General features: G+C 68.1%; 20 protein-coding genes. 8 read left to right on the top strand and 12 right to left on the bottom strand.

Going from position 1 to position 23553, the window contains the following annotated elements:
* The first annotated feature begins 82 nt into the window (after window positions 1-82).
* Both ACFPO9_RS12805 and ACFPO9_RS12800 read left to right on the top strand, forming a co-directional pair.
* Window positions 83-463, top strand: a complete 381-nt coding sequence (locus ACFPO9_RS12805) for a VanZ family protein (RefSeq protein WP_379771315.1) — start codon at window positions 83-85, stop codon at window positions 461-463.
* A gap of 148 nt (window positions 464-611) precedes the next feature.
* Window positions 612-1304: a hypothetical protein gene (locus tag ACFPO9_RS12800; RefSeq protein ID WP_379771313.1), complete on the top strand. Its 693-nt coding sequence runs from the start codon at window positions 612-614 to the stop codon at window positions 1302-1304.
* 73 nt (window positions 1305-1377) lie between these two features.
* Here the strand turns inward: ACFPO9_RS12800 and ACFPO9_RS12795 are convergent, their stop codons facing one another.
* From ACFPO9_RS12795 to ACFPO9_RS12765, 7 genes are all read right to left on the bottom strand, one after another.
* The gene (locus ACFPO9_RS12795) at window positions 1378-2370 is read right to left on the bottom strand and encodes a TraB/GumN family protein (protein ID WP_379771311.1); all 993 of its coding nucleotides are present in this window, start codon (window positions 2368-2370) and stop codon (window positions 1378-1380) included.
* A gap of 3 nt (window positions 2371-2373) precedes the next feature.
* Window positions 2374-5004, bottom strand: a complete 2631-nt coding sequence (locus tag ACFPO9_RS12790) for an NAD(P)-binding protein (RefSeq protein ID WP_379771309.1) — start codon at window positions 5002-5004, stop codon at window positions 2374-2376.
* Window positions 5005-5169: 165 nt separating this feature from the next.
* Window positions 5170-6978 carry a glycoside hydrolase family 2 protein gene (locus tag ACFPO9_RS12785; RefSeq protein WP_379771307.1) on the bottom strand — a complete coding sequence of 603 codons (1809 nt, stop codon included), beginning with the start codon at window positions 6976-6978 and terminating at the stop codon, window positions 5170-5172.
* The gene (galK, locus tag ACFPO9_RS12780; RefSeq protein ID WP_379771304.1) at window positions 6965-8065 is read right to left on the bottom strand and encodes a galactokinase; all 1101 of its coding nucleotides are present in this window, start codon (window positions 8063-8065) and stop codon (window positions 6965-6967) included. The genes ACFPO9_RS12785 and galK overlap by 14 nt, the downstream gene beginning before the upstream one ends.
* A complete protein-coding gene (locus ACFPO9_RS12775) occupies window positions 8062-9165 on the bottom strand; it encodes a M24 family metallopeptidase (RefSeq protein ID WP_379771302.1) in 1104 nt (367 codons plus the stop codon). The genes galK and ACFPO9_RS12775 overlap by 4 nt, the downstream gene beginning before the upstream one ends.
* Entirely contained in the window at window positions 9162-10256 is a 1095-nt protein-coding gene (galT, locus tag ACFPO9_RS12770; protein WP_379771300.1) for a galactose-1-phosphate uridylyltransferase, read from the bottom strand. Before galT ends, ACFPO9_RS12775 begins: the two co-directional genes overlap by 4 nt.
* Window positions 10257-10551: 295 nt before the next feature.
* On the bottom strand, window positions 10552-12084 hold the full coding sequence (locus tag ACFPO9_RS12765) for a dipeptidase (protein ID WP_379771299.1): 1533 nt from the start codon (window positions 12082-12084) through the stop codon (window positions 10552-10554).
* 113 nt (window positions 12085-12197) lie between these two features.
* Between ACFPO9_RS12765 and ACFPO9_RS12760 the strand changes: the two genes are divergently transcribed.
* Window positions 12198-13055, top strand: a complete 858-nt coding sequence (locus ACFPO9_RS12760; RefSeq protein WP_379771297.1) for a pirin family protein — start codon at window positions 12198-12200, stop codon at window positions 13053-13055.
* 57 nt (window positions 13056-13112) lie between these two features.
* Here the strand turns inward: ACFPO9_RS12760 and ACFPO9_RS12755 are convergent, their stop codons facing one another.
* The gene (locus ACFPO9_RS12755; RefSeq protein WP_379771296.1) at window positions 13113-13484 is read right to left on the bottom strand and encodes a hypothetical protein; all 372 of its coding nucleotides are present in this window, start codon (window positions 13482-13484) and stop codon (window positions 13113-13115) included.
* 279 nt (window positions 13485-13763) lie between these two features.
* On the opposite strand from ACFPO9_RS12755, the gene ACFPO9_RS12750 reads away from it, so the two are divergent.
* A complete protein-coding gene (locus ACFPO9_RS12750) occupies window positions 13764-14798 on the top strand; it encodes an asparaginase (protein WP_379771294.1) in 1035 nt (344 codons plus the stop codon).
* Window positions 14799-14888: 90 nt separating this feature from the next.
* Here the strand turns inward: ACFPO9_RS12750 and ACFPO9_RS12745 are convergent, their stop codons facing one another.
* Window positions 14889-15746, bottom strand: a complete 858-nt coding sequence (locus tag ACFPO9_RS12745; protein ID WP_379771292.1) for a hypothetical protein — start codon at window positions 15744-15746, stop codon at window positions 14889-14891.
* A gap of 127 nt (window positions 15747-15873) precedes the next feature.
* Here ACFPO9_RS12745 and ACFPO9_RS12740 point away from each other — a divergent pair, with 127 nt between their 5' ends.
* From ACFPO9_RS12740 to ACFPO9_RS12725, 4 genes are read left to right on the top strand one after another with little or no spacing between them, the layout of a single operon-like run.
* Window positions 15874-16326 carry a MarR family winged helix-turn-helix transcriptional regulator gene (locus tag ACFPO9_RS12740; RefSeq protein WP_379771291.1) on the top strand — a complete coding sequence of 151 codons (453 nt, stop codon included), beginning with the start codon at window positions 15874-15876 and terminating at the stop codon, window positions 16324-16326.
* A gap of 26 nt (window positions 16327-16352) precedes the next feature.
* The gene (locus ACFPO9_RS12735; RefSeq protein ID WP_379771682.1) at window positions 16353-17852 is read left to right on the top strand and encodes an MDR family MFS transporter; all 1500 of its coding nucleotides are present in this window, start codon (window positions 16353-16355) and stop codon (window positions 17850-17852) included.
* A 19-nt stretch (window positions 17853-17871) separates the two neighbouring features.
* The gene (locus ACFPO9_RS12730) at window positions 17872-19332 is read left to right on the top strand and encodes an efflux transporter outer membrane subunit (RefSeq protein ID WP_379771290.1); all 1461 of its coding nucleotides are present in this window, start codon (window positions 17872-17874) and stop codon (window positions 19330-19332) included.
* 17 nt (window positions 19333-19349) lie between these two features.
* A complete protein-coding gene (locus ACFPO9_RS12725; protein WP_379771288.1) occupies window positions 19350-20507 on the top strand; it encodes an HlyD family secretion protein in 1158 nt (385 codons plus the stop codon).
* Window positions 20508-20610: 103 nt separating this feature from the next.
* Here the strand turns inward: ACFPO9_RS12725 and ACFPO9_RS12720 are convergent, their stop codons facing one another.
* The 3 genes from ACFPO9_RS12720 to ACFPO9_RS12710 all read right to left on the bottom strand — a co-directional run bounded on the left by ACFPO9_RS12720 (window position 20611) and on the right by ACFPO9_RS12710 (window position 23461).
* Window positions 20611-21546, bottom strand: a complete 936-nt coding sequence (locus ACFPO9_RS12720; protein WP_379771286.1) for a 2-hydroxyacid dehydrogenase — start codon at window positions 21544-21546, stop codon at window positions 20611-20613.
* The gene (locus ACFPO9_RS12715; RefSeq protein WP_379771285.1) at window positions 21543-22238 is read right to left on the bottom strand and encodes a fumarylacetoacetate hydrolase family protein; all 696 of its coding nucleotides are present in this window, start codon (window positions 22236-22238) and stop codon (window positions 21543-21545) included. Before ACFPO9_RS12715 ends, ACFPO9_RS12720 begins: the two co-directional genes overlap by 4 nt.
* Window positions 22239-22381: 143 nt before the next feature.
* Entirely contained in the window at window positions 22382-23461 is a 1080-nt protein-coding gene (locus ACFPO9_RS12710; RefSeq protein WP_379771284.1) for an aldose epimerase family protein, read from the bottom strand.
* Window positions 23462-23553 lie beyond the last annotated feature (92 nt).

Raw genomic sequence — 23553 nt, 5'->3', positions numbered from 1 at the left:
GGGCAACATCCCAGCTGCAACAACGCCCAGGCATGTGTCATGGTAAGGTGTGCGTTTTCCGCCCTCGCCTGCCATGACCGCCATGCTGTCCCAGTTGCTGCTGCATCCCCGCCTGCGTTCCTTCTGCATCGCCTGCGCCATCCTCATGTACCTCCTGATCGTCGTGGCGGGCAATATTCCGGGAGCACGCGCGGACATCGGCCACTTTGCGTCCGGCGTCGTGCTGCATTCCATCGCCTATGCCGTGCTTGCCTCCCTGTGCTTCCTGGGCAGCACCGGCAGCCTGGCCGCGCGGGCCGTCAAGGCAGTGCTGGCGGTCGCCCTGATGGGCGCCGGCGACGAGTTCATCCAGAGCTTCTTCCCCTACCGCGGCGCCGACGTGCGCGACTGGGCCGTCGACTGCACGGCGGCGGTCCTTGCCGTGCTGGCCCTGTGCGCCGCCGTGCCGAAAGCACGGCGCTAAATTCCCCGAGCTTGCCGCGTCCTTGACGTGGCTCATGCCCAACCCGAGTCAGCTGGAACGTCGCTTCCAAACGCCCCTCTTACCCGAGTGGCACGCGGCATCGTCACGCACATACCTGACATATCTATCCCATCAGAAGGAGTTGATCATGAAGCTAAAACACCAGAGCGTGCTCCTGACAGGCTTGCTGGCGCTGGCTTTCGGACTGTCCGCGTGTAAATCCATGCAGGGCGACAAAGGCAGCATGGAAAGCGGCAGCGCCACCAGCAGCGGCAGCAGCGGCAGCAGCGGATCGGCCGGCTGGGGCGGCACCGGCAGCTCGGGCAGCTCGGGCAGCTCGGGCACCTCCGGCAGCGCCGCCGGCTCCGGTTACGACCAGTCCGGCTCGGGCAGCTCCGGCACCTCGGGCAGCAGTGGCACCAGCGGCAGCTCGGGCACCTCCGGCAGCTCCGGCACCTCGCAGGACAGCGGCAGCGGCACGGGCACCAGCACCACCGGCACCAGCGGCGGCACGGCCAGCGCCACCACCGGCCAGGGTTCCATGGGCGCATCCAGCGCCGGCGCCTCGACGGCGGCCAGCTCGAGCCCGAACGCCACGGTCGTGGCGGTCGAAGTCGTACCGCGTACCGCGGGCGGGGTGGCCGGCGCAGGCGCGGTCGGCGCGGCGGCAGTGGGCGGCAGCGGCGCCACCGGCGCCACCGGCAGCGCCTCGAGCGACCGCGTCTACCGCGTCACGCTGCGCATGGACGACGGCAGCACCCAGGTGATCACCCAGGAAACCACGCCGGACTTCCGCAGCGGGGACCGGGTCAACCTGGCCGGCGGGATGATCCAGCACTGAGCGGAACGCGCGAAGACAGTACGCGAGTACGGCGAGACGATGCAACGCCGCCATGGGCGCTTTGTTAGGCTCTCTAGTACACCCGTTCCACTAAATAGCCCCGCTGTGCCAGCAGCTGGGGCAAGCCGTTGGCGCCGAGCAGGTGCAGCAAGCCGACCCCGACGAAGGTCACGCTGTCCTCGCGCATCAGGCGCTCGATCTGGCTGGCCATGTCGGGATTGCGCCGCCCCAGCAGCACGCGGCGCGTGAACTCGGCCACCACGCCCGGGCCGGTGGTGCTTTCCTGCAGCACCACGTCGAGGGCGCGCGCGTCGCCCGAGGACCAGGCTTCGATGACGGCCTGGGCGGTGCGCAGCGCACGCCCGTTCTCCAGCCCGCCGAGCACCTCGTCGAGGTAGCGCGCCGCATCAAGCTCGTCCATGGTGTCGTACAAGGCCAGCTGGTACTCGGCGCTTTCGAGCTGGGCCACCTTCAGCCCATGGCGCCGCGCCTGGCTCAGGAGGGCCTGCTCGACACCCTGGCTACGGCGGTAGCCCTTGCGTTCCAGCTCCATGCTGAGCAGCAGGTTGGCGACCAGCCAGGGTTTATAGCCGGCCATGCTGGCCATGCTGATGCCCTGGGCGTGCAGCACGTCCGTCAGCGCGCGCAGGGTGGGTGGCGGCAAATGGCGGCGGATATTGTCGCCCGGGGCATAGCTGCCGTGCAGGGCCAGCGCGCGCAGCCAGGCCGTGTTGGCGCGCGTGTCCAGTTCGACGACGATGCGGTTGGCGCCGACCAGTGCGCGCTCCACCTCGGGCGGCAAGGAATAGAAGCCGCGCGTCCCCACGTGGACGGTGCCGAACAGATAGGCCACGCGGCCGCCCTGGCTGACGCGGAACAGCCCGCCCTGGTGCGGCGCCGCCACCGGGCGTGGGTTATCCGCCACCGATCCGTAAGGCAGGTATTCGGCCGACGCCGGCGCCGCCGCCCCTGCCCGCGCGCCGGCCCAGGGCAGCGTCGCCAGCAGTGCCAGCAACAGCGCTGCGCAGTTTTCCGCCGCCCGGCGGCGCCAGGCGGACGGCAGCATGGCCTACTCCGCGCCGACTTTCTGCGCGCGGCTGCGCTTGGCCAGCACGGCCTCGGCGCCGCGCTTGCCGGCCAGCAGGGCGTGGTCGGAGTTGTAGTATTCCCATTCGCTGTAGCGGCCGACCAGGGTGATGTCGAACTGCTTCAGCCAGGCCTTGCAGGTCTCGACATTGCGCGCGCGCTGGTGGTCGTACAGCACGTAGGCGTAAGGCAGGTCGAGCTGGTTCGCCACCAGGATCCGGTCCCTGTCCAGGATGAAGCCGACCCGCCGGCAATCCTCGATCGCGCGCGCGATGAGCTCCTCGCCATCGAACGGCAGCGGCTTGGTGGGCGAATACGAGATCTCGCAGGTGAAGCCGAAGCCGCCCGGCGGATTGCATTGCGGCGAAGCGTTCCCCTGCACAAAGATGCGGTGGAAGATCGTGTTTTCCGGATAGTAGATCCAGTGCTTGTCGGTGACCAGGCGCCCATTGTCGACACCCAGGCCGATGTTGACGCAACGGACGGATACATGGCGCAGCCCCCTGGCGGCGCGCCTCACCTCTTCCGGCGCTTCGTCGCCGACCGCCTTGATCAGCTCCGGCAGCGGCATGGTCGAGATCAGGTCGTCGTAGCGGAAACGCCGGCCGTCGGCAAGGGCGACGATGTGCTCGCGCGGCAGCACCTGCACCACCTCCGCGCCCAGCTCGACCTTGCCCTTGATATGCGGCAGGAAGCCGTTCATCAGGGCCTGGAAGCCGCCCTTGCGCGGATAGCCGAAGCGCGCGTTCGGCCCTACCGGCTTCGGCGCCGGCTCCAGCGCCCCCTGGACGATCTCTTCCAGGTTCGGCAGCGGCACGCGCCCGCCCAGCCAGGACGTTTCCATCTCGGACGGCGGCACGGTCCAGAGCTTGCGGTTGTAGGGAATGGCGAAATGCTTCGCGATGCCCTTGCCCCAGACCTTGTAGATGAACTGCTCGAAATTCTTTACTTCGCCGCGCACTGCGCGGTCGGTATTGCAGACGTCCGTGGTGCCGTCGGCGCAGCAGTCTTCGACTGCCTTCGCGTCATTCGATACCTGCGCAACACTGGTCCCATAGCGCGCCTCGATCGCCCCCATCACGCATTCGGTGATGACCTTGGGCGGCAAGCCGTACAGCGCGCCCTGGAAGGGATAGCGGGTGTACACGCCCTTGCTCCAGACCCAGGCTTCGCGGTTCTGCCAGTGCACGTTATCGCCCAGCAGCAGCTCGTACATCTTGAGCACATAGGGGTCGTTCGAGAACATGATGTGGCCGGCGTAGTCGAAGGTGAAGCCCTTGTCCTCGATCGAGCGGCACCAGCCGCCGACCGTCTCGTTACGGTCCAGCAGCAGGGTGTCGGCGCCGAGGTGGTAGGCGGCCGACAGCCCGGTCGGGCCGCCGCCGATGATGACGGTGCCGACGTGGCGCGCGCCCTGGCTGCGCAGCGCATTGACTTTCGGCGCGGCCCCGGCAAGCTGGGACGCCGGCTGCACGGCGGCTTGCGGACTGGCGGCGCGCTGCGCGGCCCTGCCTTCGCTGCGCGCGGGCGTCGCGTCCAGCAGCTCGTGCATGTGCCTGGCGGTGTTGTCCCAGGAAGTGGCGGCGACCACCGCGTTCATGGCCGCGATCATGTGCGCGCGCTGCTCCGGGCCGAGGGCCAGCGCCGCTTCGCAGGCGGCGACGAATTCGCGCGCGCCGCTGGCAATGGCGACTACGTGGCCGTAAGGGTTGGCGACGTCGGCGATCGGCGTGCTCACGATCGGCAACTGGGCCGCCATGTATTCGAGGACCTTGGTCGGGCTGATGAACCTGGTCGCTTCGTTGATCGCGAAGGGCATCAGGCAGACGTCCCAGCCGGCCAGCAGGTCGGGCAAGGCGGCATACGGCTGCTGGCCGAGGTAGTGGATGTTGGCGCGGCGCGGCAGGCGCGCCTCGTCGATCTTGACCACCGGGCCGGCCAGCACCAGCTGCCATTCCGGATGGGCGTCGGCGAGTTCGCCGACCAGCTCCGGGTCGAAGCGTTCGTCCAGCACGCCGTAGAAGCCAAGGCGCGGATGCGGAATGTCGCGCTGCTGCGGATGGACGCGGCTGCGGTCCAGCGCCTGCTGGAAGTGGACCACGTCGACGCTGCTGGAAAAGCAGTGCACGTTCGGGTGGCGGTTCTTTTTTGCCTCATACAGGCTGGGGCCGCCGGCGAACACCAGGTCGGCGATGTTCAGCAGCGCGCTCTCGCGCTGCAGCAGCTGTTTCGGCGGATTCTTGAAGGATGCCAGTTCGTCCATGCAGTCATAGACCACCAGCGAAGGCTGGAGCGACTGCAGCAGGGGCAAGGCCATGGGCGTGTAGAACCAGGCGACGGTGCGCTCGCCCGGTGGCGCCAGCTGGGCGATCATGGGCTGCAGCAGGCGCAGCTGGTCGTCGTGGAAGCCGGTGGCATGGATGGTGGTGTGCGCGCGGCACACGGTCACGTTCGTTGCGGGATGGGACCGCTCCATGAACGGGGCGCCGTCATCGTGCTCCGGTTCCTCGACGAACAGGACCGGATAATGCCGGGCCAGCCGCGACAGCAGATGCTGCGGCCGCTGAAAGACGAAATCCCAGCGCAGATGGCTGAATACGACGATCGTAGTCATGTTGGCTCCTCTGGTGGGAGCCTCGCTAACCTGCTGCGCGTTGCAGGGGCGGCGGGGGCGCCGAGCCCTGCGATGCTCGCCGTACCGAAGTACGGCTGCGCTTCTCGGCCACTCCTGCGGCCGCTCGCGACGGTTATCGAGGCCCCTGTTACCTTGTAAAAGTACTCAGGCTCCGCCTTGTCCCTCCCCATCCTTTTCCGGATCTTGCCGCTGCAGCGGGACGTTGCGGGTGGCGGCGCTGATCACCTCGAAGGGCAGCTTGGGGGTACGGTCGGCGTTGAGCAGGCCGTTGGCTTCCTGGAAGGTGTCGGCGAACTGGGTGTAGCAGAAGCCGCTGAACATGAAGGTCTCGTTGACCACTTTCAGCAGCCTTTCGTACAGCGCGTGATAGCTCTCGGCTGTCCGGGAACGGGTATAACCCCAGGTGCCGTCCTCGGGGGTGGCGTTGGGATCGTAGGCGATGCCGCCGAATTCGGTCAGCACGATGGGCTGGCCGCGGTGCGGGAAGCCGTCCAGCGTCAGGATGCGGCCGCCGGGACGGCGCTGGTCGAACAGGGTGCGCACCGGATCGCTGACCTCGTAGCGCGCCTTGATCTTTTCCGGATCGCTGTCGTAGTCGTGGATGCCGAGAATGTCGGTGGCCGAGGCTTCCCAGCCATCGTTGCCGATCACCGGGCGGGTGGCGTCGAGGGTGCGCGTCAGGTGGTACAGGGCCTCGACCGCATTGCGATGCGCCTGGGTCAGCGTCAGGTTCGGCACGCCCCAGGATTCGTTGAAGGGCACCCACACGATGATGCAGGGGTGGCTGTAGTCGCGCTCGATCGCCTCGGTCCATTCCTTGACGATGCGCTTGATCGCATGCGGGCTGAAGCGGTAGGCCGAAGGCATCTCTTCCCACACCAGCAGGCCGAGCTTGTCCGCCCAGTACAGGTAGCGCGGGTCTTCGATCTTCTGGTGCTTGCGCACGCCGTTGAAACCCATCAGCTTGGCCAGTTCGACGTCGCGCTTCAGGTGCTCGTCGCTTGGTGCGGTCATGAAGGATTCGTTCCAGTAGCCCTGGTCCAGCACCAGGCGCAGCGGATACGGGCGGCCGTTCAGCAGCAGGCGGTCGCGGTTGATGTGGAAGGAGCGCAAGGCCGTATAGGACTTGATGTGGTCGACCACCTTGTCGCCGACGCGCAGGATCACCTCGGCGTCGAGCAGGGTCGGACGCTCGGGGCTCCACAGCAGCTCGTTGCGGGAATCGTCGATGCCGGGGTCGGACAGTGCGATCTTGCGGTTCGCCTCGCCCTGCAGCAGCTTGTAGTGGTCATCCGCCATCAGGGTCTCGCCATGCCAGATCTTGACCTCGACGAACATGTTTTCCTGGATGTCGCCGCCGGCGAACACCTCGCAGCCGATCTCGAAGGTCTCGAAGATCGGGGTCCAGCGCAGCGAACGGATGAAGGTGCGCGAGACCTGTTCGATCCACACGGTCTGCCAGATGCCGGTGGTGCGCGGATACCAGATCGAGTGCGGCTCCAGCAGCCAGTCCTGCTTGCCGCGCGGCTTGGCGAGATCGGCCGGGTCGTCCTCGACGAACACGGTCACGACCTGCTTGCCGTCGGCCTTCAGGGCTTCGGTGATGTCGGCCGAGAACGGCGTGTGGCCGCCCTCATGCTCGGCCACCAGTTGGCCGTTGACCCACACCTTGGCGGCGTAGTCGACCGCGCCGAAGTGCAGGATGGTGCGCTGCTCGGAGGGCTGCAGTTCGAAGTCGCGTTCGTACCAGCAGAAGCGGTGGAAGCCGGTGTCCTGGATACCGGACAGCTCGGTCTCGGGTGCGAACGGCACGTTGATCTCATGGGTCCAGCCGGTCACGCCTTGCGGCATCCTGCAGCTCACCTCATCGTCGAAACGGAAGCGCCACTTGCCGTTCAGGTTGATCCAATTGTCGCGTACCAGCTGGGGGCGGGGGTACTCAAACTGGCTCATTGTTTTCCTTTCCTTGGGGCGGGACCGGGATCAATATTCGTCCCTTGCGTCCCTCTTTGTTGTAATTGGAGAGTGCGTTTTCTGCTGCGGCCCTGGCCTGGCCGGCGCGGCACAGCGCCACGCAGGCCCCACCGAAGCCGGCGCCGGTCAGGCGTGCGCCGAGCACGCCGGGCGCCGCCTGCAGCGCGGCCACCAGCTTGTCGAGCTCGGGGATCGATACTTCGTAATCATCGCGCAGGCTGTCGTGCGAGGCGTTCATCAGCTCACCGAAGCGCTCGGCGGACACGCCCTTTGCCGCTTCCAGCACGCGCAGGTCTTCCAGCACGACGTGCCGTGCGCGGCGGCGCAGCGGCTCGGGCAGCTGTTCCACCAGCTGCGGGTCGGTGACGTCGCGCAGCGCCTTCACGCCCAGCTTGCGCGAGGCTTCCTCGCACTCCGCGCGGCGCTCGTTGTACTTGCTGGCGGCCAGGGTGCGCGGCATGCCGGAATCGATCACGATCAGCTCGGTCCCGGCGGGCATCTCGACCAGCCGGTGCTCGAGCGTGCGGGCGTCGATGAACAGCATGTGCTTTTCGTCGCACAGGCTGGACGCCATCTGGTCCATGATCCCGCAGTTGACGTGGGCGTAGTCGATCTCGGCGCGCTGGGCGATTTGCGCCAGCTTGACGTCGTCGAGCTCGAAGCCGAGGAGCTGGCGCAGCGCACGCAGGGTCGCCACTTCCAGCGCCGCGGACGAGGACAGTCCGGAGCCGACCGGCAGGGTGGTGGTGACGAACACGCGCAGCGGCGGGATCTCGACCCCGGTCGCTTCGACCAGGCGGATGCAGCCTTCGATATAGCTGCCGAAGCCCTGCGCCGGGCTGCCGCCCTTCGCGGCAAAGCTGACGTTGCCGTCCAGCGTGCCCGAGTACAGGTGGTGCTGGTCGTCCTGGCTGCGCGCCAGCGCCACCGTCGTGCCCTGCGGCGTTGCGACCGGCAGCATGAAGCCGTCGTTGTAATCGGTATGTTCACCCAGCAGGTTGACCCGGCCGGGCGCCTGTGCGCACGCCTCAGGGGCGCCGCCGAAGAAGGTTTCTGCACTCGTCATGTCAACTCCAGCCAAAGCGGCCTTGCGCGGCCGCCGATGTTCGCCGCCGGCCACGAGGGGTCCAGCGTCAGGTTCTCCAGCCCGGCGTCGCCGAGCAGGAAGGTATCTTCGATGCCGATGCCGTCGAAGCCGGGGCTGAAGGCGAAGGCCATGCCGGTCTCGAGCCCGGTCGCGGTGCTCGGGCTGGCGGCCAGCTCGCAGGCCTGGTAGCCGGCGATGCCGCCCTGGCGCCGCTCGCGGATCGCATCCGGCTGATTGGCGTGGCGATAGGCGGCGTCGAAAGCGTGGTAGACCGCCGCCAGCGACTGCCCGGGACGCACCGCATCCAGCCCGGTGGCTTCCAGGCGCAGCAGCTCCTGCTGGATGGCGGGCGCCGCGCCGAAGCTCACCGAGCGCGACAGCCTGGCCACCAGGCCGTGCCGGCGTGCGCAGCAGGCCAGCGTGGCGCGGGCGCCCAGCAGCTCGTGCGAGGGCGTCGGCCGGCGCCATTGCGCGGCGCGGCGCTCGCCCGCGGCCAGCATCAGGGCCGGCTGGATCCCGCGCCGCAGCAGGGCGCGTGCGCCCTCCCCGGCCAGCTGGTATTCGGTCCAGTCCGGGCGCGCCGCGCGCAAGGCTTCGCCGATCGCCTCGGCGGCGGCGCGGCCCAGCGTGCGGTAGCGTTCCTGCTCTTCCTGGCCCAGCACCATGCGGCGCAGCTTCAGGCTGGCCGGCAGGGGCAGGTCGCCGTTGTGCGGGCGGTCGGACAGCACCGCGCGCCCGCCGGCCGCGCCCAGCGCATAGGTCTCGTGCAGCTCGGTGTCGGTCCAGGGCGCGATGTGGTAGGTGAAGCCAGCCGGCACCTCTTCCTGGCGCAGGCGCTCGGCCTCCACCTCGTCGGTGAGGACGCAGGCTTCCTCCAGCGTCACCAGCAATTCCACGCTGCCGGTCTCGCAGCCGCCCGGCGCCAGCACCTGGCCGCCGGCGGTCGCCCAGGCGAACCAGTCCTCGCCGCGCAGGCGGATCGCGCCGGCGCCGGCCTGGGCCAGCGTCTCGCGCAGTAATGCCAGCTTGGCCGCGGCCTCGGCGCCGCGCAGCGCCAGCGGGTCGGCCGTGACGCTCATGCGTGGTCCTCCAGATCGATTTCGACCTGCTGCAGTTCGTAGGCCGTGGTCTCGGGCAGCACGTCCATCGCGAACATGCCGGCCGCCAGCTCGGTGCCGGCCAGGTACTTGAGGCGGTCGCGGGTGCGGTAAGGCGGATAGAACTGGCAGTGCAGCTGGGTTTCCGGATGCTCGGCGCCGTCGGTGGGCGCCTGGTACCAGGCCATCAGGTAGGGGAAGGGACGGTCCCACAGGGTGTCGTACTTGAGCAGCACCGTCTTCAGGGCGCGCGCCAGGCTTGCGCGCTGCGGCGGGGTCAGGGCCGCGAAGTCCTTGCAGGGCCCGGTCGGCATCACCCAGACTTCGTAGGGGTAGCGCGCGCAGGGCGGCACGAAGGCGATCGCGTGCTCGTCGTGGTAGAGCACGCGCTTGCCGTCGGCGGCTTCGTCGCGCGCCATGTCGCACAGCAGGCTGGAGCCGTGCTGCAGGTAGTACTCGCGTTCCTGCGCCAGCTGGCGCGCCGGCACCGCGGGCACGAAGGGATAGCAGTAGATCTGGCCGTGCGGATGGTGCAGGGTCACGCCGACCTCGGCGCCGCGGTTCTCGAAAGGCAGCACGTACTGGATGTGATGCTGGCCGCCGATGCGCGTGGTGCGGTCGCCCCACACCTGCAGCAGCAGCTCGATGCGCGACAGCGGCAGCCGGCTCAGCGCGGCCTGCGGATCCTGGGTGAACACCACCACCTCGCACTTGCCGTTGGCGGGCGCGGTCGGCACCGTCAGCGTGGGCGGATCGTGCGATTCCAGCGCCAGCGAGGGAAAGCGGTTGTCGAACACGGCGATCTCGTAATCGCCTGCCGGCATCTCGGTCGGGTGCTGGGGATCGGTGGTGGCCGCCAGCGGGTTGTACTGCGGCGGCGGCTGGTAAGTGCGATTCTGGCGGAACGCCGCATAGGTCACCCACTCGCCGCGCAGCGGATGCCAGCGCAGGTGCGGATTCGCATTCTGCGGGTCGGGAAACGGGCTCGGCGCAACGAGGCCGGCCGGGATCGGCTGGTTACTGTAGAGGGTGAGTTGTCGTCCGTCTGGTTTTACAAGTTCTTGGATGTGCATGGCGATGATAGGTCGGCTCGTAACGGGTCGGTGAACGATCCTATCATGGCGTTTTCGACACATTTTCCGGGTATCAGCGAGAGCTTTTCCGGGCATCAACAAGCTCATGCGGAGCCGCCAAAGCAGCGACAGGCCCGCCCGCCTGTCCTCCTAGGGAGAGCATGAAACAGGGCGCATTTTTCCCTATGAAGCAAGGCCTCTTGTAGGCTAAAACCTACAGAACGATTAGAAAAAATCGCAGGTTTCGGCGAGACTCCGACCTACACGGCGAAACGTGGGATCGGAGCCTCTAGTCTTACTGCGCGAGCTCGGCCAGGACGGCCGTGTACATCTCCAGGTTCAGGAGCAATTGCTTGAGGGTGATGAACTCATGCTCGGAGTGGCCGGTATAGACCGTGTGCGGCATCGCCGGACCGAAGCTGACGGCATGCGGGAACAGGCGCGAATTGGTGCCGCCGCCCACCGCCACCGGCTTTGGATCCTTGACGCCGGTAAAGTACGAAAACACCTTCATCAGCACCGGCAGCTGCGGCGCGTCCTGCTGGATCCATGGGTCGCCGATCTTCACCTTGACGTCCGCCAGCTGCACGGCCTGGTGCGCGCCCTGCCATTGCGCCAGCGCGGCGTTGATCTCGTTGCCCAGCTGCTGCGCGGTCTTGCCTTGCGGACGGCGGATATTGATGGCCAGTTGCGGGCCTTCGGCGTTCTGCTTGATCACGGTGGGGGCGAAGGTCATCGGGCCCATGAAGTTGTCGCGGTAGGCGATGCTGCCGAACTTCTCGCCGAGGTAGCCGGTGCCGACCATCTCGTTGAGAAAGTTGACCATCGCGCCGGCCGCGCTGTCCGGCCAGGTGCGCACGGCCAGCGCATCGGCCAGCATGCTGATCGCGTTCAGGCCGTCCTCCGGCTTGGACGAGTGCGCGGAGACACCCTTGGCATTCACCACCAGGTCATCGCCCTTGCGTTCGAAGGTATAGCGCATGCCGGTCTGCTTGCCGGCGCGCTGCCGGATCTGGGCTTCCAGCGCCGGGCTGGCATTCGTCACCAGGGCCTGCGCATCCTCGGGGATCTGGCTGCCGAAGAAGCCGCCGCTAAATTGCGCGACGGCCGGTTCGCCCGCCGGCGTTTCAGCACCGGCCTTCGGGAAGGTCAGGGCGACGGTGCCGTAGCCCTTCTCCGCCGTCACCGCCGGGTACTCGGCGTCGAGGGTGATGTTCACCTGCGGCAGCGGGTGCGACTTGACGAAAGCGACCAGCGGCTCCCAGTCCGATTCCTCGGCCATGTAGACGTAGAGTTCGATGCGCTTCGACAGCGGCACCTGCAGATCCTTCAGCGACTTCATCGCGTACAGGGCGGTGGCGATCGGGCCCTTGTCGTCCTCGGCGCCGCGCGCCAGCAGCTTGCCGGGCTCGCTCGTGCGGTCCAGCTCGAAGGGCGACTTCTTCCACTTGGACGGGTCGACCGGCTGCACGTCGCCGTGCGCGATCATGCCGACCTTTTCCTGGGCGTCCTGCGCGCCGAGCCCGATCACGAGCACATGGCCGTAGTCGGCGAAATCGAAGCCCAGGCGCGCCGCTTCTTCCTTCAGGAATTTCTTGAAGCCGAGGTGCTGCGGATTGCGCTCGAAGGGAATGTCCTTGTCCGCGACCGTGTTGTAGCTGACCAGTTTCGCGAGCGTGTCGACGACGTCGTCGCGGTAGGCGGTCACGGCGTGCTTGGCGGCCTTGACCGCGGGATCGCCCGGTACCGCGGCTGCGCTCGGGGCGGCGCCGGCGGCGCCGGCGATCAGCGCCAGCAGCAGGCCGGCAATGGTGATTCTTGTTTTCATGTGTCTCCTTATTGCAAAATCGCAAGGAGCATAGCACGACGATGGCGCCCGCCGCGGTCCGGCGCAATCGGTTATCGTACAAGGCAAAACGAACGACTCGACAAAGGAAAGGCATGAGCTACAAGACCATCCAGCGCCTGCATCCGGCCATGCGCGACGACATCGGCGACCTGGTCACGCAGCGCCCGCTGCCGGGACCGCGCATCGAGCAGGTCGATCCCTTCCTCTTCCTGAACCACCACGGTCCGCAGGTCTACCCGCCGCACAACCGCGGCCTGCCCTTCGGCCCGCATCCGCACCGCGGCTTCGAGACCGTCACCTTCATCCTCGACGGCCTGCTGGCCCACCGCGACAGCGCCGGCCACGAAAGCGTGATCGGCCCGGGCGGCGTGCAATGGATGACGGCGGGGCGCGGGCTGGTGCACGCCGAGGTGTCGCCGCGCGAATTCATGCAGGCCGGCGGCCCGCTCGAGATCCTGCAGCTGTGGGTGAACCTGCCGCCGGCGCTGAAGATGACGGAACCGCGCTATACGGGCCTGCAGCGCGACCAGATCCCGGTCATCGAATCCGCAGACGGCAAGGTGCGCATGCAATTGGTGGCGGGCGAATACGGCGGCGTGACCGGCCCATTCGCATCGCTGACCGGCGTCTTCATGAGCACGGTGGAGATGAAGGCCGGCGGCCTGCTCTACCTGGACAAGCTGCTGGAGCGTAACGTGTTCCTGTACGTGGTGCGCGGGGTGATCAACATTGCGCCGGACACCGTCACCGCCTACCACCTGGCCGAACTCGATACCGTGGCCGACGAGCTGGAGATCCGCGCCGAGCAGGATTGCCTGCTGCTGCTCGGGCACGCCGAGCCGATCGGCGAACCGGTGGTGTCGCACGGTCCCTTCGTGATGAACACGCGCGAAGAAATCAACCGGGCGATCCTGGACTACCAGGCGGGGCGCTTCGGCGCGCCGGTCTGAGGTTCACATCGAAAAATAAGCCGGCCCGGTCCCAGTGGCCAGGCCGGCTGGCGTTCTTTACTTGGTCCGCAACTGGGTCAGCGTGACCTTGCCGGCGAAGGCCTCTGCGTCGAGTTCGACCCGGGCCCCGCTGTTCTTCGCCACGAAGTCGGTGCGCGACAGCGGGAGCAGTTGTTCGCGCTTGCCGTCCACTTCCATGAACAGTTTGTTCTGGTGGCTGCTCAGGCGCAGCACGCGGCCGTCTTCGAGCTTGAAGGCGCCGCAGCTGTCCTCGGCCTGGCCCGGCGTCAGGCGGAAGACCGGGCTGGGGTCGCCCTGCACGAAGACGGTGCTGCCGTCGGCGCTCACAGAGACCGGCGCGGGTTCCGCCAGGGCCAGGGTCGAGACGGCGGCGGCGCCGATGAAGGCCAGGACTTGTTTGATACGCATGATTGCTCCAATTCATTTTTCGATATAAATAACGGACCAGTTGTGCGCTAGCAAAACATTCGTTGAGTACGCTGCAGGTCCACCGTTTTTCATATCGCCGCATCCCAAAATGTGCGGCGAGTGATGCAAGTGTATTCACGCTTCCTGCAAGCGTCAGGGGGCATCCGCCGAAGCGTCGAAAACGCGGGATGAAACGTCGAAAAGCAGGCTCGGATTGCTGCCGATGCATACAAAAGTTGGCGTGCACCGCGGCCCGGCGCGATCCGCTAGACTAGGCGCATGCACCCAGTCCCGCTCGTCGCCACCTCGCGTGGCTATCCCGATACCGGCTACCCGGTCGAGAACATCCACTTCGGTTCGATCGCCGTCGTCGACGCCGCCGGCCGCCTGCTGTATTCCAGCGGCGACCCCGACGCGATGGTGTTCACGCGCTCGGCCCTGAAGCCCTTCCAGGCCCTGCCTTTCGTGCTGGCCGACGGTCCGGCGCGCTACGGCCTCACGCTGGACGAACTGGCGCTGCTGTGCGCCAGCCACTCGGGCGAGGAAAAGCACCTGGCGGGCGTCGAATCCATCCTCGGCAAGATCGGCCTGGACGAGCACCAGCTCGAATGCGGCTGCGCCACCCCGCTGTACTACGACGCGGTCGGCCTGCCGCCCCCCGCCGGACGGCGCTGGCGCAGCGTGCACCACAACTGTTCCGGCAAGCACAGCGGCTTCCTGGCCTGGTGCCGCCTGCACGGCGCGCCGACCCAGGGCTATGTCGACCCGCGACACCCGCTGCAGCAGGCGATCCGCAGCACCCTGGCCGAGGCCGTGCAGATGGGCGAGGACCAGCTGCCGCTAGGGGTCGACGGCTGCTCGGCGCCCAACTACGCGATGCCGCTGGCGCGCCTGGCCCACCTGTATGCGCGGCTGGCGCAAGGCGGCCGCGATGCACGCCTGGGCAGCGCGCTGGGCGACCTGTTCGATGCGATGACGCAGCGGCCCGACATGGTCTCCGGCGAAGCGCGCACCGACCTCGCCTGGATGACGGCCGGCCAGGGCGACTGGGTAGCGAAGATCGGCGCCGACGCGGTGCAGGCGATCGGCATCCGCTCGGCCGGGCTGGGCATCGCGATCAAGGTCGCCGACGGCGCCGTGCGCGCCCTGCACCCGGCCACCTTCAGCGTCCTCGAACAGCTCGGCCTGCTGGACGCCCGCCGCCGCGAACTCCTCGAACCCTGGCGCGCCCCCGCCATCCGCAACGCCCGCGGCAACATCGCCGGCGAAGTCCGCGCCGTCTTCACCCTCAAGCCCGAACTCTCCCCGATTTAAGAAATCGCAAACCGGGGTCAGACCCCGGTTTTTGGCAATGTCCGACGGGCTTTTTCCAAAATTCGGGGTCTGACCCCGGTTTGCGATTTGTCAGGCGACTTCGAGGCGCAGGCGCTGGGTGAGGACATCCAGCACCTGGCCGTCGCCCCAGTAGGCCGTGTGCGACAGCGGGTTCCAGCTTTTGAGGATCCAGGTCACCACGCCCTGCCCCGCGTTGATCTGGCGGTCGTCGACCAGCGCCGCGTAGCCCGGCGATAGCGGCTGCAGCGGCCAGCCCAGGGCGTCGTCCGGGTCGTACAGGTTGATCCACTCGAAGCGCTCGGTCGGCCGCGCGATCGGCTTGATGTCCATCTGCTTGTGCGCGGCGCAGAAGATCGGGATGTTGCAGCCGGTCGTGACGAAGGAGGCGCAGGTGGCGCCGGCCAGGAAGCGCTTTTCGGGCTCGGTCAGGCGCTCGCCCAGCGCGCGCAGGGCCCAGGCGTCGACGTCTTTCCAGATCCCGGCCTGGACCCGCCCGCCGGACAGCGCCTTCTGCGCATCGTAGATGTAGCTCGACAGCACCTGCCCACCCAGCGACTGCGCCAGGAACACGATACTGGCCGACGGGTCATGCCTGGCCACGCCCAGCAGCTGGCGCGCGATCGCTTCCTGCGCCAGTTCGTAGACCGAGCCGTCGATCTCCTTGCGGTTCTCGAGCCCGGCGGCGTCGCCGAAGCCGAACAGCAGGAAGCGGCGCAGGTCGGCGTAGCGCAAGTGGGTGGTCTCGCCCACCCGCGCCCACACCGTCTCCTGGTTGGGCTTCAAAATGTCCTGGTAATACACCGAGCGGAAATCGACTCGCGGCGCCAGACCTCCCAGCCGCCCTGCCACCGCCTCGAACAACTTTTCGGCGTAGTCGCGCGGCGTTTCTCCCATCCCATGGACGGTCAGCAGTGCGGTCTGTGACATGGCGGCCTCCTCAGAAAGCTTGACTCAACGTTAAGACAATTCTGACACGATCGCTTACCAAGCATCGCTCTTTACAACTCAAGTTGCATAACATAAAATCGATAGATTCCTATCGATTCGATTGCTAATGATGTGTGATCAACCTGATTCTCCGGTCGGCGAACGCTTCTCCGCCGCGGTGCATGGCACCGCGCGCGGCTGGCGCCTCCTGATCGACAAGCAGCTCAAGCACCTGGGGATCGGCCAGGCCGGCTGGATGACCATCGCCATGGTCGCCAAGTCGACAGAACCGATGTCGCAGCGGGCCCTGGCCGATTTGGTGGGCGTGGAAGGCCCGTCGATGGTCTCGATGCTCGACCGCCTCGAGCGCGAAGGCCTGGTGACGCGCGCGCCCTGCGCCTCCGACCGCCGCGTCAAGCTGGTGCACCTGACCGACGCCGGCACCACCCTTTACCAGCAGGTGAAAGAGCAGGCCAACACCGTCCGCACTTCCCTGCTCGGCGACATCGCCCCGGCCCAGCTCAAGGCGGCCACCGAATTGCTGGAACTGCTGCGCACCCGTATCGAGGAGCAGCTTTGAGCGCAGCCCCGCCCATCAACCGCACCATGATCACGGTGTCGATCATGCTGGCGACCATCATCCAGGCGCTCGACGGCACCATCGCCAACGTCGCCCTGCCGCACATGCAGGGCGCGCTGTCGGCCTCGCAGGACCAGATCACCTGGGTGCTGACCTCCTTCATCGTGGCGGCGGCCATCGCCACCCCGCTGAACGGCTGGCTGGTCGACCGCTTCGGCCTGAAGAAGGTTTTCCTAGTGTCCGTGGCCGGCTTCACCCTCGCCTCGGCGCTGTGCGGGCTGTCGATGAACCTGACCGAGATCGTGGTCTCGCGCATGCTGCAGGGCGTGTTCGGCGCGGCCCTGGTGCCGCTGTCGCAGTCGGTCCTGCTCGACATCAATCCGAAAGAAAAGCACGGCTCGGCGATGGCGGTATGGGGCATGGGCGTGATGATCGGCCCCATCCTCGGCCCCACGCTGGGCGGCTGGCTGACCGACAGCTACAGCTGGCGCTGGGTCTTCTTCATCAACCTGCCGATCGGCGCGGTGGCTTTCTACGGCATCTGGCGCTACATCCACCCGACCAGCGCGGCGCGCCGCGTGCGCTTCGACATGTTCGGCTTCCTCACGCTGTCGATCGCGATCGGCGCGCTGCAGATGCTGCTCGACCGCGGCGAGCAGAACGACTGGTTCGCGTCGATGGAGACCTGGGTCGAGCTGGTGCTGATGCTGCTGTCCGCCGCCTACTTCATCGGCCACACGCTGACGCGCCCGGCGGGCCAGTCCTTCGTCGACTTCCGCCTGCTCAAGAACAGCAACTACGTCACCGGCCTGCTGCTGATCTTCATCGTCGGCATGGTGCTGTTCGCGACCCGCGCGCTGATGCCGACCATGCTGCAGGGCCTGATGGCCTATCCGGCCGCGCTGGCCGGCCTGGTGACGGCGCCTTCCGGCCTGGGCACGATGGCGGCGATGCTGGTGGTCGGCAAGCTGACCGGCAAGGTCGACTTCCGCCTGCTGCTGGGCGCCGGCTTCGCGATCACCGCCTTCTCGCTGTGGCAGATGACCCAGTACACGCTGGTGCTGTCGCAGGCCGACATCGTCTGGCCCGGCGTGATCCAGGGCGTGGGCCTGGGCCTGGTGTTCGTGCCGCTGTCGGCCGCCACCTTCGCGACCCTGTCGCCGCAGATGCGCGCCGAAGGCACGGCGCTGTATAGCCTGGTCCGCAACATCGGTTCCTCGATCGGCATTGCGATGGTGCAGGCCCTCCTGGTGCGCAACACCCAGATCGCGCACGCCTCGCTGACGACCCAGATCACCAGCGCGAACCCGGCGCTGAACGACCCGTCCAGCGTCTACAACATGGGCAGCCAGCTCGGCGCGGCGATGATCAACAACGAAGTCACGCGCCAGGCCTCGATGATCGCCTATGTCGACGACTACTGGCTGATGATGCTGCTCACCGCGGCCGTGATTCCGCTGCTGATCCTGATCCGCCCGCCGAAGGCCGCCAGCGCCCCGGCCCCGGTCGACGTGCACCTCGATTAATTTGGAAAGCCAGAACAAAGTGCGACACACCTCCTTCATCCTGAAAAACGCGGCGCTTGCGGGCGCGGTACTGGCGCTGCTGGCCGGCTGCATCAGCGTCCCGGCCGACACCGGCAAGCCGGCGAACATCGACCTGGCCGCGCGCGCCCGGCATGCCCCGGGCATCGTCCTCCCCGCCGATGCCTGGCCCGCCGAGCAATGGTGGCTGGCCTACGGCGACCCGCAACTCAATGCCCTGATCGCGCGTTCGCTCAAGGACAACCCCAGCCTGGCCACGGTGCAGGCGCGCGTGGCCGGCGCCCAGGCGGTGGTGCGCGCCGAGCGCGCCGACGAAGGCGCCAAGGTCGGCCTCGAGACGGGCCTGAACCGCCAGCGCTATTCCTCGAACGGCTTCTTCCCGGCGCCGATCGGCGGCAGCTGGTTCAACGACGCCAACGTGCAGCTGCGCGCTTCCTACGATGTCGACTGGTGGGGCAAGCACCGCGCGCTGGTCGCCGCGAGCCTCGGCGAAGCGAATGCGCGCCAGGCCGAAGCCGCCCAGGCCGCGCAGGCGATCGCCGCCGGCGTCGCCCAGAGCTACTTCCGCCTGCAGATGATGTGGGCGCGCCAGGACAACCTGAAGCTGCTGGCCGCCATCCAGCGCGAGATCGTGGCCGGCCGCAAGGCCCGCATCGCCCACGGCCTGGCCACCGACGAGCAGCTGCGCAGCGCGGAGCTGGACCTCGGCGTGCTGGAAGAACAGTCGGCGCGCCTGGACACCCAGGCGCTGCGCGAACGCGAAGTGCTGCGCGCCCTGACCGGCGGCGACGCCGAGGCGCTGGCCGGCCTCGCGCGCTTCAAGCCGGCGCCCGCCGCGAATGCGCTGCCGCGCGAACTCGGCATGGAATTGCTGGCACGCCGCCCGGACCTGCAGGCTTCGCGCTGGCGGGTCGAGGCCCAGCTCGGCCGCGTGGCCGCCAGCGAAGCCGCCTTCCGTCCCGACATCAACCTGGTCGGCGCGCTCGGCCTCGACGCGGTCTCGCTCGGCAAGCTGCTGCGCTGGCCGAGCCGCACGCCGCTGCTCGGCGCCACCCTCGATCTGCCGCTGTTCGACAGCGGCCGCCTGAAAGCGCAGCTGGGCGTGGCCCGCGGCCAGCGCGACGAGCTGGTGGCCGAGTACAACGAAGCCGTGCTGGCCGCCGTGCGCGAAGTCGCGCAGGAAGGCGCGACCCTGCAGGGCCTGGAACAGGAAGCCCGAACCCACCAGGCCGCGCTCGAGGCCAGCCGCAAGCTGGTCGCCGGCGCCGAGGCGCGCCTGAAGCGCGGCCTGCTGGAACGCGCCGGCGTGCTGCAGGCAAGGATGACGCTCCTGCGCCAGCAGGACACCGATCTGCAGCTGCTGGACGCCCGCCTGCAGACCCAGGTGGCGCTGGTGAAGGCGCTCGGCGGCGGTTACCACGCGGCGCCGGCTTCGGCGGCCGCGGCATCGAATACCAAATAAACCAAGAATCCAAGACCATGAGCACCGAAAACACCCAAGTTCCGAACAAAGGCAAGCGCCGCGTCGTCCTGGCCGGCATCACCGTCGCCTTCCTCGCCGCCGGCGCCGCCTATGCCGCCTACTACATGCTGGTCGCCTCGAAGCGCGTCGAGACCGACAACGCCTACGTGGGCGGCAACCTCGTCAACGTGTCCTCGCAGGTGACCGGCAGCGTGATCGAGATCCGCGCCGACGAGACCCAGCTGGTGAAAGCCGGCGCCGAGATCGTCCGCCTCGACCCGTCCGACGCCGAGGTGGCGCTGGCCCAGGCCGAAGCGCGCCTGGGCACGGCCGTGCGCCAGCAGCGCGAACGCTATTCCAACGTCGAGCAGCTGAACGCCGTGGTCGACCAGCGCCGCGTGGCCCTCAAGAGCGCCCAGGAAGACCTGGCGCGGCGCGCCCCGCTGGCAGCCGACAATGTGGTCTCGGGCGAAGACGTGGCGCACGCGCGCCGCGCCGTCGACGATGCGAAGGCGGCGCTGGACGTCGCGCTGAAGCAGGCGGCGGCGGCCCGCGTGGCGGTGGCCGGCGTGGCCCCGGCCCAGCACCCGAACGTGCTGGCGGCGAAAGCGGATTACCTGTCGGCCTGGCTGGCGGCGCGCCGCAACGCCATCGTCGCGCCGGTGAGCGGCTACGTGGCCAAGCGCAGCGTGCAGGTGGGCAGCCGCATCGCCCCGGGCGCGCCGCTGCTGTCGATCGTGCCGCTGGACCAGCTGTGGATCGACGCCAACTTCAAGGAATCGGAGCTGCGCGACATCCGCGTCGGCCAGCCGGCCACGATCGAAGCCGACATCTACGGCAGCAAAGTCACCTACCACGGCAAGGTGGTCGGCCTGGCGGCCGGCACCGGCAGCGCCTTCTCGCTGCTGCCGGCGCAGAACGCCAGCGGCAACTGGATCAAGGTGGTGCAGCGCGTGCCGGTGCGGATCTCGCTCGACCCGAAGGAACTGGCCCGGCACCCGCTGCGCGTGGGCCTGTCGGCCACCGTCGACATCGACATCGCCAACCAGGGCGGCGGCGCGCTGGGCACCGTCGCCACGCCGGCGCAGACCTATGCGACCGATGTGCTGAGCCAGCCCTTGCAGCAGGCGCAGATGGCGACGGATGCGATCGTGGCCAAGAACATGGCGAATTGAGTTGGCTGTAAAACCGTCGTTCCCGCGCAGGCGGGAATCCAAGTTGCACGCGTTTCGATAGCTCAAACAGAACTTGGGTTCCCGCCTTCGCGGGAACGACGGTTTAGTGTTCGGGCACCGGCACCGGCGTCAACACCCGCCCACTCCCGAACCAGCTCCGCAAATTATCCAGCATCAGCTGCGCCATCGCCGCCCGCGTCTCCCGCGTGGCGCTGCCGATGTGCGGCATCAACAGCACGTTCTCCAGCCCGAAAAAGCGCGCATCGATGTCCGGCTCCCTGTCGAACACGTCGAGCGCCGCGCCGGCGATGCGGCCTTCCGCCAGTGCCGCCAGCAGCGCCTCCTCGTCGACCAGCGAGCCGCGCGCCACGTTCACCAGGATGCCGCGCGGGCCCAGCGCCTCCAGCACGTGCGCATCGATCATGCGCGCGGTCTCGGCGCCGCCCGGCGCCGCCACGATCAGGATGTCGGCGTCGCGCGCCAGCGCCCCGAGGTCGGCCTCGAAGCGCCAGGCCAGGTTCTGGTCGCTGCGGCCGTGGTAGGCCAGCGCCACGCCGAAGGGCTCCAGGCGGCGCGCGATGTCCTTGCCGATGCGGCCCAGACCGACGATGCCGACCTGCTTGCCGGCCAGGCTGCTGGTCAGGGGGAAGCTGGCCCCTGGCCAGCGGCCTTCGCGCACGTAGCGGTCGGCCTGCGGCAGTTGCCGCAGCAGGGCCAGCAAGGCGCCGATGCACAGCTCGGCCACGGCGGCGTTCAGCACGTCCGGCGTGTTCGACACCGCGATGCCGCGGCGCGCCGCCAGCGCGAGCGGAATCAGGTCGTGGCCCACGCCATTGGTGGCGATGATCCCGAGCTTCGGCAGACGCTCGACCAGCGCGGCCGGCACCTCCAGGTTGCTGCGCGTGACGATGGCGCGGATCTCGCCGGCGCGCGACGGATCGCGCTCGAAGTCCCGGACATCGATGCGATCGAACCCGGCGTCGATCTGCGCCTGCACCTCGGGCGGGAAGCTGCCGATCTGCAGCAGCGCCGGCTTCATTGGCCGCCGACGCTCAGTTCGAAGGTGGTGACGCCGTCCACGCCGCCGCGCACATGGTCGCCCGGGTTCAGGGCGCCGACGCCGGCCGGCGTGCCGGTGAAGATCAGGTCGCCCGGCGCCAGGGTCACGAAGCGCGACAGGTAGGCGATGACGTCGGGCACCGGCCAGATCATCTCGTTCAGATTGCCTTCCTGGCGCGGCGCGCCGTTCACTTCGAGCCAGATGCGGCCTTCTTGCGGGTGGCCGGTCCATGTCGCCTGCTGCAGCGGGCTGCAAGGGGCCGAGGCGTCGAAGCCCTTGGCCATGTCCCAGGGCCGGCCATCCTTCTTGGCGACGGCCTGCAGGTCGCGGCGGGTCAGGTCCAGGCCGACCGCATAGCCCCACACCAGGTCCAGCGCCCGCTCGGGCGCGATGTTGGCGCCGCCGTCCCTCAGGGCCACCACCAGCTCGACCTCATGGTGCAGCTCCCTGGTGGCGGGCGGATACGGCAGCGTGCCGCTGGCCGGCACCACCGCGTCGGCGGGCTTGGAGAAGAAGAACGGCGGTTCGCGGTCCGGGTCGGCGCCCATTTCGCGCGCGTGGGCGGCGTAATTGCGGCCGACGCAGAAGACGCGGCGCAGCGGGAAGGTCTGGTCGGAGCCTGCGATGGCAAGCGCCGGGGTGTCGGGCGGGGTGATGACGAAGCCAGTCATGCTGATCCTTGTAAAGACAATGTCCGGGCGCACCGAGGGGAGGCGCGTCGGACAGCCTATCATAATCAGCGCGGATGAGTTGGCGCCTTAAAACGCTTCCCAGTCGCTCGTCAGCGGCGCAACACTTGTCTCGACAGGCTTGCTTAGCTGTCCACCGAAAACCTGAAGCGCGACTCGGTTTCGTAAAGTTCCCCTGGCCGCAGGATCGTCCCGGGAAAATCCGGCCGGTTCGGCGAATCCGGGAAGTGCTCGGGTTCGATGGCGAAGCCGCCGCGGAAGGGATAGGCGCAGCCCTTGCCGGCCAGGGTGCCGTCGAGGAAGTTCCCGCTGTAGAACTGCACGCCCGGCTCCTGGGTGAGCAGCTCCAGCACCCGTCCCGAGCCCGGATCGCGCACCCGCACGGCGCGCACCGGCGCGCGGCTGCCGGCCGGGCGGTCGAGCACGAAGCAGTGGTCGTAGCCCTGGCCGTTGGCGAGCTGTTCGTCCTGCTCGCCGATGCGGCTGCCGATGGTGCGCGCCTGGCGGAAGTCGAAGGCGCTGCCGTCGACCGGGCGCACGCCGCCCAGCGGGATCGATTCGGCGTCGATCGGCACAAAGCCGGCGGCGTCGATGAGGATCTCGTGGCCGAGGATGTCGCCGCAGCCTTCGATGCCGGCCAGGTTGAAGTAACTGTGCTGGGTCAGGTTCACCGGGGTCGGCTTGTCCGTGGTGGCGGAGAAGCGCACCACGATCTCGTTGTCGTCGGTAAGGCTGTAGACCACGCGGGCGTCCAGGTTGCCGGGATAGCCTTCCTCGCCATCCGGGCTGAGGTAGCGCAGCCGCAGTTCGTCGCCCACGGCCTCGGCCTGCCACAGGACCTTGTCGAAGCCGCGGTCGCCGCCATGCAGGTGGTTGTTGCCGTTGTTGGTCGCCAGCGCGTATTTGTGACCGTCAAGCACAAATCGCCCTTTCGCGATGCGGTTGCCGTAGCGGCCGATCAGGGCGCCGAAATAAGGACTGGCGCCGAGGTAGGGTTCGAGCTCGTCGAAACCGAGGGCGACGTCGGCGAAGCGGCCCTCGCGGTCGGGCACGTGGATGCGCCTGATGATGCCGCCGAAGTCGAGGATCGCGACCCGCATGCCGTGGCGGTTGACCAGCGTGTATTCGGTGACCGGCGCGCCGTCGGGCAAGCTGCCGAACGGCGCCTGGGTGATGCCTGGGGTAGAGTCGGTTTGCGCGTGCACGGTAAATCCTGTCGGTGGGCGCCGCCGGGGCGGCATGATGGCCCCGATCCTAGCACGAGGCCCGGCAAGCCCGGCGCGCCGTGGCACAATGC

Source organism: Massilia aerilata (genome assembly GCF_042656905.1).
GTDB classification, from domain to species: domain Bacteria; phylum Pseudomonadota; class Gammaproteobacteria; order Burkholderiales; family Burkholderiaceae_D; genus Telluria; species Telluria aerilata.
Note: the sequence above shows the minus strand (reverse complement) of the source record. Positions and strands in the feature narration are given on the sequence as shown.

Excerpts from the sequence above, each read along its gene's own strand:
- ACFPO9_RS12805 (WP_379771315.1), top strand. The coding sequence starts at position 83 with ATGCTGTCCCAGTTGCTGCTGCATCCCCGCCTGCGTTCCTTCTGCATC.
- ACFPO9_RS12800 (WP_379771313.1), top strand. The coding sequence starts at position 612 with ATGAAGCTAAAACACCAGAGCGTGCTCCTGACAGGCTTGCTGGCGCTG.
- ACFPO9_RS12795 (WP_379771311.1), bottom strand. The coding sequence starts at position 2,370 with ATGCTGCCGTCCGCCTGGCGCCGCCGGGCGGCGGAAAACTGCGCAGCG.
- ACFPO9_RS12790 (WP_379771309.1), bottom strand. The coding sequence starts at position 5,004 with ATGACTACGATCGTCGTATTCAGCCATCTGCGCTGGGATTTCGTCTTT.
- ACFPO9_RS12785 (WP_379771307.1), bottom strand. The coding sequence starts at position 6,978 with ATGAGCCAGTTTGAGTACCCCCGCCCCCAGCTGGTACGCGACAATTGG.
- galK (WP_379771304.1), bottom strand. The coding sequence starts at position 8,065 with ATGACGAGTGCAGAAACCTTCTTCGGCGGCGCCCCTGAGGCGTGCGCA.
- ACFPO9_RS12775 (WP_379771302.1), bottom strand. The coding sequence starts at position 9,165 with ATGAGCGTCACGGCCGACCCGCTGGCGCTGCGCGGCGCCGAGGCCGCG.
- galT (WP_379771300.1), bottom strand. The coding sequence starts at position 10,256 with ATGCACATCCAAGAACTTGTAAAACCAGACGGACGACAACTCACCCTC.
- ACFPO9_RS12765 (WP_379771299.1), bottom strand. The coding sequence starts at position 12,084 with ATGAAAACAAGAATCACCATTGCCGGCCTGCTGCTGGCGCTGATCGCC.
- ACFPO9_RS12760 (WP_379771297.1), top strand. The coding sequence starts at position 12,198 with ATGAGCTACAAGACCATCCAGCGCCTGCATCCGGCCATGCGCGACGAC.
- ACFPO9_RS12755 (WP_379771296.1), bottom strand. The coding sequence starts at position 13,484 with ATGCGTATCAAACAAGTCCTGGCCTTCATCGGCGCCGCCGCCGTCTCG.
- ACFPO9_RS12750 (WP_379771294.1), top strand. The coding sequence starts at position 13,764 with ATGCACCCAGTCCCGCTCGTCGCCACCTCGCGTGGCTATCCCGATACC.
- ACFPO9_RS12745 (WP_379771292.1), bottom strand. The coding sequence starts at position 15,746 with ATGTCACAGACCGCACTGCTGACCGTCCATGGGATGGGAGAAACGCCG.
- ACFPO9_RS12740 (WP_379771291.1), top strand. The coding sequence starts at position 15,874 with ATGATGTGTGATCAACCTGATTCTCCGGTCGGCGAACGCTTCTCCGCC.
- ACFPO9_RS12735 (WP_379771682.1), top strand. The coding sequence starts at position 16,353 with ATGATCACGGTGTCGATCATGCTGGCGACCATCATCCAGGCGCTCGAC.
- ACFPO9_RS12725 (WP_379771288.1), top strand. The coding sequence starts at position 19,350 with ATGAGCACCGAAAACACCCAAGTTCCGAACAAAGGCAAGCGCCGCGTC.
- ACFPO9_RS12720 (WP_379771286.1), bottom strand. The coding sequence starts at position 21,546 with ATGAAGCCGGCGCTGCTGCAGATCGGCAGCTTCCCGCCCGAGGTGCAG.
- ACFPO9_RS12715 (WP_379771285.1), bottom strand. The coding sequence starts at position 22,238 with ATGACTGGCTTCGTCATCACCCCGCCCGACACCCCGGCGCTTGCCATC.